General features: G+C 65.3%; 8 protein-coding genes. 5 read left to right on the top strand and 3 right to left on the bottom strand.

Annotated features, from left to right (window positions below; translation table 11 throughout):
- Positions 1–22 precede the first annotated feature (22 nt).
- On the bottom strand, positions 23–1,315 hold the full coding sequence (locus tag ACM9LZ_RS25280) for an MFS transporter (protein ID WP_416622283.1): 1,293 nt from the start codon (positions 1,313–1,315) through the stop codon (positions 23–25).
- Positions 1,316–1,379: 64 nt separating this feature from the next.
- Positions 1,380–3,716, bottom strand: coding sequence for a TonB-dependent receptor (locus tag ACM9LZ_RS25275; protein WP_416622282.1), 2,337 nt, complete (start codon positions 3,714–3,716; stop codon positions 1,380–1,382).
- 204 nt (positions 3,717–3,920) lie between these two features.
- Here ACM9LZ_RS25275 and ACM9LZ_RS25270 point away from each other — a divergent pair, with 204 nt between their 5' ends.
- The 5 genes from ACM9LZ_RS25270 (at position 3,921) to ACM9LZ_RS25250 (ending at position 10,017) form a co-directional block, all read left to right on the top strand.
- The gene (locus ACM9LZ_RS25270) at positions 3,921–4,694 is read left to right on the top strand and encodes a GntR family transcriptional regulator (protein WP_416622281.1); all 774 of its coding nucleotides are present in this window, start codon (positions 3,921–3,923) and stop codon (positions 4,692–4,694) included.
- Between the two features lie 3 nt (positions 4,695–4,697).
- A complete protein-coding gene (locus ACM9LZ_RS25265; RefSeq protein ID WP_416622280.1) occupies positions 4,698–5,738 on the top strand; it encodes a serine hydrolase domain-containing protein in 1,041 nt (346 codons plus the stop codon).
- Between the two features lie 43 nt (positions 5,739–5,781).
- Positions 5,782–7,428, top strand: coding sequence for a carboxylesterase/lipase family protein (locus tag ACM9LZ_RS25260; RefSeq protein ID WP_416622279.1), 1,647 nt, complete (start codon positions 5,782–5,784; stop codon positions 7,426–7,428).
- Positions 7,425–9,014 carry an AMP-binding protein gene (locus tag ACM9LZ_RS25255; RefSeq protein ID WP_416622278.1) on the top strand — a complete coding sequence of 530 codons (1,590 nt, stop codon included), beginning with the start codon at positions 7,425–7,427 and terminating at the stop codon, positions 9,012–9,014. The genes ACM9LZ_RS25260 and ACM9LZ_RS25255 overlap by 4 nt, the downstream gene beginning before the upstream one ends.
- Before the next feature lie 109 nt (positions 9,015–9,123).
- On the top strand, positions 9,124–10,017 hold the full coding sequence (locus tag ACM9LZ_RS25250; protein WP_416622277.1) for an SDR family NAD(P)-dependent oxidoreductase: 894 nt from the start codon (positions 9,124–9,126) through the stop codon (positions 10,015–10,017).
- A gap of 39 nt (positions 10,018–10,056) precedes the next feature.
- Here the strand turns inward: ACM9LZ_RS25250 and ACM9LZ_RS25245 are convergent, their stop codons facing one another.
- Positions 10,057–10,479, bottom strand: coding sequence for a hypothetical protein (locus ACM9LZ_RS25245; RefSeq protein ID WP_416622276.1), 423 nt, complete (start codon positions 10,477–10,479; stop codon positions 10,057–10,059).
- Between the last annotated feature and the right edge of the window lie 178 nt (positions 10,480–10,657).

The following is a 10,657-nucleotide window of genomic DNA, read 5'->3' as shown; positions in this document are numbered from 1 at the left end:
ATTGGGCGGTGATCGGTTACGATCACCGAGACAATGTATTTCTTCCCAGCAACATGACACATACCAGCGAGATCGCGCATGTCGCGGCGAGATAGAACGAGATCGGCATGGCCGATCCGTAGTGGGCGAACAGGGCGGTGGCGATGATGGGCGCGAAGCCACCGCCGGCCAGTGTGCCGACCTGATAGCCCAGCGAGGCACCGGAATAGCGGACATGGCGGGGAAACAGCTCGGCGAACAGGGCGGCCTGCGGGCCATACATCAGGGCTACGAAGATCAGCGCCACGGAAACGGCGATGGTCACCGTCACGGGCGACCCGGCATCGATCAGCGGGAACACAGCGAAGGCCCAGATGCCGGAGAGGATGGCACCGGCCATGAAGATGCCGCGCCGTCCGAAACGGTCCGACAGCGCGCCGCTCCCGATCAGGGCCGGGATCATCACCAGGCTGCCGATCATCACCGCCGCCAGCAGCACCTCCTGCGACAGGCCCACCGTCGTGGTGCCATAGGCGATGGCATAGGTGATGGCGATGTAGAAGCAGACATTGTTGGCGATGAATGCGCCGCCGGCCAGCAGGATCGTGCCCCAATGCTTGCGCAGCACGGTGAGCAGGGGCGAGGCAGGTTTCGCCGCTTCCTGGACTGCCGGGACGGGTTCCGCATGCTCGGGTTCCTCGACATGCCAATGCATGTAAAGGCCGATGCCGACCAGCGTGACGCTGAGCAGGAAGCCGATCCGCCAGCCCCAGACCAGGAAATTGTCGGCATCGATCAGGGTGCTGGCCAGCAGGAAGACGCTGTTGGCCAGCACCACACCCATCGGCACGCCAACCTGGACGAAGCTGCCATAGAAGCCCTGCCGGTTGCCGGGGGCACTTTCGATGGCCAGCAAGGCGGCGCCGCCCCATTGGCCGCCGACCGCCAGCCCCTGCAGGAAACGCAGCAGCATCAGGGCCAGCGGCGCCAGGATCCCGGCACTCTGATAGGTGGGCAGCAGACCGATGGCGGTCGTCGCCAGCCCCATGACCATCATGGCCAGCACCAGGGCGCCCTTGCGACCATGCACGTCGCCATAATGGCCGAACAGCATGCCGCCGAGGGGGCGTGCGAGGAACCCGACCGCAAACGTGCTGAACGCCGCGATCTGCGCCACGAACAGCGGCATGTCGGGCGGGAAGAACAGCTTGGGGAAGACAAGCGCGGCGGCGGTGCCGTAGATGAAGAAATCATACCATTCGACCGAGGCGCCGGCGGATGCCATCACGGCGACCTTTATGCTGGGCTTGCCCTCGGGCTGCTGCTGATCCGACAAAGTCTCTCTCCTCCTGACGTTGGTGGAGTGCCGGTCCGGGCGGGCCGCCCGCACCGGCACGCGATTACCAGCGGTAGGACGCGCTGAAGCCGTAGGTGCGCGGATTGTTGTAGCGGTTGGTCAGCGGAATGGAGCCCGACTGAAGCTTCAGGACCGGGATGACATTGTCGGTGGCGTTCTTGACGAAGGCGGCAAAGGTCATGCGCTCGAACTCCACGCCCGCGCGCAGGTCGACATTGTCGATATCTTCCAGCGGGATATAGGGCGTGGCCAGGGTCACCGTATCCTGCCCGCCGCCGCGGGCACCATTATAGGCGACGTTGAAGAAGCCGGTCAGGTTCTCGCCGATCGGCTGGCGGATATTGGCATTGACCGACCAGGTCCAGTCGGGCGTCTGCGCCACGGGGGAACCGATGACGGGCAGGCCCGACACGCCCGCCGCGACCGAGACGAACTTGGCATCCTGACGCGCCCCGGTAAGGCCCAGGGCCAGCACGCCCGCACCCAGCGGGACCTTGGCGTCGAACGCCGCCTCGACCCCTTTTACCCGGACCTTGCCGCCATTCAGGTTGAAATAGGTGCCGGCCCGGCCGCAGGCATTGGTCACCGTGCAGCCGTCCAGGATGCTGGTGATGGCATCGTCGGTGTTGGAGATATAGCCCGACAGGCGCAGGAACAGGTCGCGGGTGAAGCTGCCCTTGAATCCGACCTCATAGCTGGTGGTCGTCTCGTTATCATAGGATGTGCGCAGCGGGTTCGGGGCCGCCGCGATATAGGTGCCGTTATTGACGCCACCGGCGCGATAACCCGATCCGGTCTTGACATAGAGCAGCATCGGCAGGTCTTCGCCGAAATTATAGCTGGCGGTGGCCGAATAGCTGATGCTGTCCTGGCTGAAATCGAAGGAGCTTGGCGTGCCGGACAGGTTGCTGGTGTAGAGCTGGTAATTCCTCTGGGTCGCTTCCTTGTAGTCATAGGACCAGCGCAGGTCGCCGCTCAGCGACAGGCGGCCGATATCATGCTTCAGCGAGCCATAGGCCGCCGCCGAGCGGTACTTGCTGGGCGTGACCTGGCGGGCGCCGAAGGCCAGCGGGAACACGGTCGGGCAGTTCAGCGAGGTCGGCAGCAGCTTGTAGCAGAGCGGCGTTGTCGGTGTGCCGCCGCAGATGCTGGACGTGGCGGTCAGCGGGCAGGGGTTGGTGACGGCATCGCGGGTGTAATAATCGTTCTGCATCATGCCTTCGACGCCGGCCATCCACATGAAGTCGTCGCCGCCGCTGACATGAATGTCCTGATAGAGCGTCTTGTTGCGGGCATAGGTGGAGGTCTGGCCCAGCGGGTAGAGGCCGATCTGGCCCAGCCGCTGGAAATTCGCCTGGGTGGCCAGATCGACTGCCGCCGGGAAGCTCTGCGCCGATTCCGACCGCGATCCCATCGTGGTCCAGGTCAGGGTCAGATCGTCCAGATCGACATCGGCGATCAGCATGGCGCGCACGACATTCTGGTGGACGCCATTCTTGACGTCGGACGGCACGTCGTAGCGCGGGCCGGTATAGCCCTGCGGCAATGCGGCCAGCATGCCGGGCGGCAGAACCCACTGGTTGACGAAGGTCGGCAGGTTCATGTCCATCGCATCGACCAGCAGCTTGGCATCCACCGCCCCGCTGGAATACCGCATCTGGCCGCGGACGATATAGCCGTCGGTATGGTCGTAATATTCGTCCTGGTTGGGATTGTAATAGATGCCGCCGCCCTGGCCGGTCACCTGCGCGCCCAGCCGGACGGCGACCGTGTCGCTGACCGCCTGGTTGACGATCCCTTCCAACTGCAATTGCTTCTGGGTGGCGTTGTAGGTGGCCTGCACCCGGCCGGTGTCGCGGAATTGCGGCTGGGCCAGCACGATGTTGATGGTGCCGAATTCCGAATTGCGGCCATAGAGCCCGCCCTGCGGCCCTTCCAGAACCTCGACGCGGGCGATGTCGAAATAGTCTATGCGCTTGAAATTGCGCCCGCCCAGCGTGCTGCTGCCGACATAGGCGCCGTTCACGAACAGGCCGACGCCGGAATCGGCACTGGTGGCGCGCTGGGTGCCCGATCCGCGCACCGACACTTCAGCCAGGTTCTCGCTCTGCACGCCGTTGAAGCGCACGCCGGGTACCAGTTGCAACAGGTCACCCACGCCGGTGACGGGGCCCTTGGCTTCCAGTTGGTCGGCGGTCTGCGCCGTGATCGTGCTGGGAATGTCTCGCAGCGTTTCCTCACGCTTGCGGGCGGTGACGATGATCTCGCTGAGGCTGACCTCCTCGGTGCCTTGCGCGCCGGGGGCCGGGGATTGCGCCATGGCGGGCATCGTGGTGACGAGCGCCAGGGTTGCCGTGGTGACGGCCAGAATATGTCGCATTGATCCTCCCTAAGGGCGTTTTTTGCTGCGCCTCGGATATTGTGGTCGTTCATTTTGTGTCTCAATGTCAACAGGATTGTACGACAATTTTCAATTGGACGTACGACAAATTGCTTGCCCCGGGAGAGTGGGAGCAATAGAAAGACGTCATCGGGACCGGCATTCACCCATCCGGACGCGAGCGTCGGCAGAGAGGACAAGGCGTTGAGCAACAGGGCCAAATCGGCGGATCACGATCCCAACCTTGATGAGGTGGAGGAGGGCGTGGCGGGTGTCCCGCCCAGTGCCGACGAACTGGCCCAGGTACTGCGCCGGCGCATCCAGCGCCAGGAACTGGCACCCGACGAATGGCTGCGCGAGGCGCGGCTCTGTGACGAATTCGGTGTGGGGCGGTCGATCGTGCGCCGCGCCCTGCGCGCCCTGGCCGATGATGGCCTGATCGAGATTGAGGAAAATCGCGGTGCGCGGGTCTCATCCACCAGCGTGGAGGAGGTGTTCGACCTCTACGAGGTGCGTGCCGCCCTTTACGGCCTTGCCGCACGCTTCGCCTGCCTGCGCGCCTCGGACATGGCGATCCGCGCCATGCTGGTCAAGATTGACCAGTTGCTGAACGATGCCGCCACCGGCGCCTCCGCCGAACAGATCATTGCGCTCAGCGAGGCGATCTTCAGCGACATGGCCGAGGTGGCCAGCCCCGATGCGCAGCGGATGATCGAGTCCATCCGCCGCAAGACGCGGTTCCATTTCTCTTATGTCGCCCTGGCGCTTTCCGCCGATGGTCCCGGTCCCTATGCGCATTGGCGCCGCGTGCGTGCCGCGCTGGTGAAGCGCGATGCCAACGAGGCCAGTCAGGCGGCACGGGACATCCTCTATTTCATGCAGAGCGAGGTCGCGCGGATCATGCTCGCCCATGGATCACGGGTGCGGGAGGCGTCACTGTCCCCGGCCCGCAAGCCGCGCATCGTCAAAGGAGGCTGAATAATGGCTCGATCCCCGATGAAGGCACTGCTGCTTGTCGCCGCCCTGGCAAGCCCGGCCGCACTAGCGGTCCCGTTCGCCGCAACGCCGGCTGTCGCGGCGGACAGCGCGGAGATGACCCGGCTGCTGGATTACCTGCGCAATCAGAACACCACCGGCTTCCTGGTCATCCAGGGCGGCAAGGTGCTGATCGAGAAGAACTGGCCCGCACCCAAGGGCAATGCCCAGTTCGCGCTGTTCGCCTATGAGCGCGATGGGGACGGCGCGCTGCTGGAGGATGTGGCCTCCCAGCAGAAAAGCTTTATCGCCGTGCTGATGGCGATCGGGGTGGACAAGGGCCTGATCAATGTCGAGAAGCCGGTTTCCGATTATATCGGCACGGGCTGGTCGAAGGCGGCCCCCGACCAGGAAGCCAAGATCCGCGTCATCGACCTGCTGACCATGAGTTCGGGTCTGGACGACAAGTTCGCCTATACCGCCCCGTCGGGCACCACCTTCTTCTACAACACGCCAGTTTATGCCGTGACCAAGCGCATCCTGGAAGCGGCGGCCAAGCAGCCGCTGGATGCGCTCACCCGCGACTGGCTGACCGTGCCGGCGGGGATGAGCAATACCGCCTGGCGCAAGCGGCCTGCGGTGCTGGCCAGCATCGGCAATGATACCGGGCTGGTTACCTCTCCGCGCGACACGGCCCGGTTCGGCTTCATCATCCTGTCCGGCGGGCTGGCCGGCGACGGCAAGCGCATCGTTTCCGAAGCCGGCATGCAGGCGATGCTGGCGCCCACGGCCACCAACCCGGCCTATGGGCGGCTATGGTGGCTGAATGGCAGCGCCTACACGCTGGGTGCGATGGGCAATCGCCGTGAGGGTCCGCTGATTGCCGCCGCACCTTCCGACATGGTCGCGGCCCTGGGCGCGTTCGACCGCCGCCTCTATGTCGTGCCCAGTGCCAAGCTGATCGTGGTGCGCACCGGTGCAGCGGCGGGTGACAGTAAGACGTTTGACGAGCAGCTCTGGCAGCGGCTCACGAAAGTGATCGGCTAGGACCCAAGGTCCTGCCGCAAAACATAAGGTTCGGGAGGAATGAATGACGTTCGCGCGTTTTGCCGCGGCGATCGCGGCCCTGTGTCTTGGCATGAGTGTTGAGGCCGCCGCCCAGCCTGTGGTCAAGGCCCCCGCCGGTATCGTTCGCGGCATCGAGGCCGACGGGCAGCAGATGTTCAAGGGCATCGCCTATGCGCTGCCCCCGGTCGGGGAGCGGCGCTGGCAGCCGCCACAGCCCGTGCCGACCTGGGACGGGGTGCGCGACGCCACGCAGTTCGGCCCCGCCTGCCAGCAGCCCGGATATCCCGCCGGCAGCATCTATACCGAAACCTATCCGGCGATGAGCGAGGATTGCCTGTCGCTGAATATCTGGACCCCGGCCAAGGCGAAGAACGCGCCGGTCTTCGTGTGGATCCATGGCGGCAATCTGATCCGTGGTTCCTCCAGCCAGCCGATGTTCGATGGTGCCGCACTGGCCAAACGCGGGATCGTGGTGGTGTCGATCAATTACCGCCTGGGCATCTTCGGCTATTTCGCCCATCGCGAATTGAGTGCGGAATCGCCCGAGGGCATTTCCGGCAATTACGGCCTGCTGGACCAGATCGCCGCCCTGCAATGGGTCAAGAACAACATCGCCTCCTTCGGCGGCGATGGCGCCAACGTCACCATCGCGGGGGAATCCGCCGGTGGTTTGGCCATTCTGCATCTGTTGGCTGCACCGCGCGCCCATGGCCTGTTCACCAAGGCCATCGTGCAGAGCGCGTCCTTGATGAACCTGCCCGACCTGAAGCAGGCACGTTTCGGTCTGCCGTCGGCGGAGACCATAAGCGACTATTACGCGACGGCATTCGGTGCCAGAACGCTGGCCGACCTGCGCGCCATTGACGGCCCGACGCTTACGGCACTCGCCACCAAGGCGCGCTTCGTCTCCACCGCCATCGTCGATGGCAAGCTGCTGCCCCGCCAGTTGGTGGAAACGTTCGAGCGCGGGGAGCAGGCGCGGGTGCCGGTGATGACCGGTTTCACCAGTGGCGAAATCCGCACCATGGCCTCCATCCTGCCCGGCCTGCCCGATGCCGGACAGTTCGACGCGGCGAAGTACGAGGCCGCGATCCGCGCCAATTATGGGGAACTGGGCGACCGTTTCCTTTCTCTCTATCCGGCGGCCGACATGCGCGAAAGCATCCTGGCCGCGGCCCGTGACGGGTTCTTCGCCTGGACTTCGCAGCGGCTGGTGCGCGAACAGGCGGCCTTGGGCCAGCCCTCATATCTCTATTATTTCGACCATGGCTATCCGGCGGCCGACGATCGCGGCATGCATGCTTTCCACGCGTCGGAAGTGCCCTACATGTTCGGCACGATCGACCGCGTCACTGCCCAGTGGCCGGCGATTCCCGACACGGACACCGAACGCGCCCTGTCCGACGCCATGATCGATTACTGGGCCAGCTTCGCCCGCACCGGCGTGCCCACCGCCCGTAACCAACCTTCCTGGCCGTCGCACGGCGCCAAGGCCGGCTACATGCTGTTCGCGGCCAAGCCGCAGGTGGCGTATGACCTGCTGCCGGCGCAATACGCGCTGCATGATCAGGTGATCTGCCGCCGCCGCGCCGCCGGGAACATTCCCTGGAACTGGAACATGGGGCTCATCGCACCGCCGCTGCCGCCCGCACAGGAGACCTGCAAGTGAACGACGGCAGCATGCAGCATTTCCCCCTGACGCTCGACCGCATCCTCGACCACGCGGCGAAATGGCATCCCGATGTTCAGGTGGCGACCGCGCGCGAGGGCGGATCGGTCGCCCGCATCGGCTATGCCGACCTGCGCATCCGGGCCCGCAAGGTCTCCAGCCTGCTGGCCGGGCGGGGCGTGAAGGTCGGCGGGCGCGTGGCCACCCTGGCCTGGAACAGCCAGGCGCATGTCGAATGCTGGTTCGCCATCATGGGCATGGGGGCCGTGTGCCACACGCTCAATCCGCGGCTGACCGCCACGCAACTGGCCTGGATGCTGGGCCAGTCGGGGGCGAGCATCCTGATCGTCAGTGCCGACCTGCTGGGTCTGGCTTGTCGGATCGTGGATGAGGCGCCGGGCCTGAAGCACCTCTTCGTCATCGATGGGGAGACGGCGATAGAGGCGCATGGTGGCATCGCCATCCGGCCGCTGGCCCCACTGATCGATGAGGCCGGGGCGGGCGGTGTGGTCTGGGGTGATTTCGCCGAAACAGCCCCCAGCGGTCTCTGTTTCACCTCCGGATCGACCGGTGCGCCCAAGGGCGTGACCTATACCCACCGGTCCAGCTTCCTGCACACGCTGCGCCTGTTGCAGACCGATATGTCGGGCATCCGCAGCACCGATGTGGTGATGCCGGTGGTGCCGATGTTCCACGCCAATGCCTGGGGCCTGCCCTTCGCCGTGCCCGCGGCCGGCGCCAAGCTGGTCCTGCCCGGCCGGCACATGGATGGCGCCAGTCTGGCGCGGCTGATCGCTGGCGAGGGGGTGACAATCGCGGTCGGCGTGCCCACCGTGTGGCTGGGCCTGTGCGAATATCTGGAGGAAACCGGCGCTGCGCTGCCCTCCCTGCGGCAGATCACCGTTGGCGGCGCGCCGATGCCGCCGGCCCTGATGGAACGGATCGAGGGACAGTTGGGCATTCCGGTCCAGACCAGTTGGGGCATGACCGAGCTGTCGCCGGTCGGCACCTTCGGGGTGATGAGCGATCCGAAGCGCCCGGCGGCGATCTCCGGCCGGGTGGCTCTGGGCGTCGACCTGATGCTGACCGACGAGAAGGGCACGCCGCTGACCGAACAGCGCGACCAGGAAGGAAGGCTGCATGTGCGGGGGGCGGCGGTGATCGACCGCTATTTCGGGCAGGAAAGCCCGGCCACCAATGCCGACGGCTGGTTCGATACCGGCGATCTGGCCCGGATCGACCATGCCGGCAACCTGATGATCACCGGCCGTGCCAAGGACCTGATCAAGTCGGGCGGGGAATGGATCAACCCCGCCGAGATCGAGGCGGTAGTCGGCGCCCTGCCGCAGGTCAGTCTGGCCGCCGTGATCGGCCGCAGCGACGTGAAATGGGGCGAGCGCCCGTTGCTGCTGGTCGAACTGCGCGACGATCAGGAGATCACCGACCAGGAGCTGCTCGCCGCGCTGCGCGGGCAGGTGGCGTCCTGGTGGATCCCCGATGCCGTGGTGCGGGTGCCGAGCATGCCGCGCGGATCAACCGGCAAGATCGACAAGCTTCAGCTTCGTGCCACCTATAGCGCGGGGTGACCTGATAGGGGGTCGCCGGAATGGTGCGACCTATAATTCACTATCTTGGGAGTGAATATTTTGTCTCGTATATTGACGCATCGAAAAAACCAGGAGGGAGTGCCGTAAAATGGCGTTGAAGGGACGGATTGCGATTGTCACGGGGGCGGGCGGCGGCTTGGGCCGGCAGCATGCCCTGTTCCTGGCCCGCCAGGGCGCCAAGGTCGTCGTCAACGACCTGAACCAGGCGGCGGCCGACAAGGTGGCGGCGGAGGTTGCGGCGGCGGGCGGTGACGCCCTGGCCATCGCCGGATCGGTGACGGACGAGGCGGCGGTGGCGGCTATGGTGGGCCGCACCATGGATCAGTGGGGCCGCATCGACATCCTGGTCAACAATGCCGGCATCCTGCGCGACAAGAGCTTCGCCAAGATGGGGCTGGATGATTTCCGCCTGGTGCTGGAAGTGCATTTGATGGGGGCCGTCATCTGCACCAAGGCGGTGTGGGAGATCATGCGGACCCAGCGCCATGGCCGCATCGTCCTGACCACCTCCTCCTCCGGCCTCTACGGCAATTTCGGCCAGGCCAATTATGGTGCCGCCAAGATGGCGCTGGTCGGCCTGATGCAGACCCTGGCCATCGAGGGGGAGCGGTACAATATCCGCGTCAACTGTCTGGCGCCGACGGCGGCCACGCAGATGACCGACGGCGTCCTGTCCGGCGACAGCCTGGAACGGCTGAACCCTTCGCTGGTCAGCCCGGCGCTGCTGCCGCTGGTCGGCGCCGACGCGCCGACGCGAACCATCCTGTGCGCCGGCGGCGGTCACTTCGCGGCGGCCAATGTCACCCTGACCCAGGGCTGCCATATCGGCAGCGGTCCCGGCACGGGCGACGCCGTGGTGGCGCGGCTGGACGAGGTCACAAACCGTGCGGATGAATTGGTCCCCGGCTACGGCTTCATGCAGGCCGAACGCGAGTTGGCCAGCGGTGGCTGGAGCCAGCCGGTGATGGCGGTGGCACGGTGAGGATCACGGGCGCCTGACCCGGTCAGGCGCCCGCCGATTTCATGTCCGCACCTTGCACACTTCCTTGAAGCCTGCGGCCATGCGGGCCTTCACGGCGGCGAAATCGTCGGATTTGCATAGGCCGCCCGACAGCTTGTCCATGCGCCCGGTGCGCGCCAGGGTCAGCAGCAGGGCCCCGGTGACGAAGTGATAGCCCCAGAAGATGTCCTCTTCCGCCCGGTCGGGCAGGGCCTTCTTCAGCAGATCGATCAGCCGCCGCACGACGGGATCGAAATGCTTGTCCATCAGCTCCGCCCCCCATTCGGGCGTGTTGGCCACCTGCGCACCCAGGGCCGCGTAGTTCTTCCAGGCGTCCCCGCCCTCGATATAGAGGTCCAGGTCGGTATCCAGGAAGGCGTGCAGCGCCCCTTCCACCGTGGGCTTGCCGTTGGTGGTCCTCTCATACTCTTCCAGCACCGTCATCCGCCGCTCGCTGGTTACGGCGGCGCGGCGGGCGAAGACGGCGTCGAACAGCTTCTTCTTGTCTTCGAAATAATACCAATCTCCCTAATGATTGACCGTTGCCCATTACCTTGAAGCGATTTGTCGAATTTTCCCTGTTTGTGCGATGATGCTGTTCCATGCGTTGCAGCAGGCATCA

It is taken from the genome of Niveispirillum fermenti, from assembly GCF_048066175.1.
GTDB classification, from domain to species: Bacteria; Pseudomonadota; Alphaproteobacteria; order Azospirillales; family Azospirillaceae; genus Niveispirillum; species Niveispirillum fermenti.
Note: the sequence above shows the minus strand (reverse complement) of the source record. Positions and strands in the feature narration are given on the sequence as shown.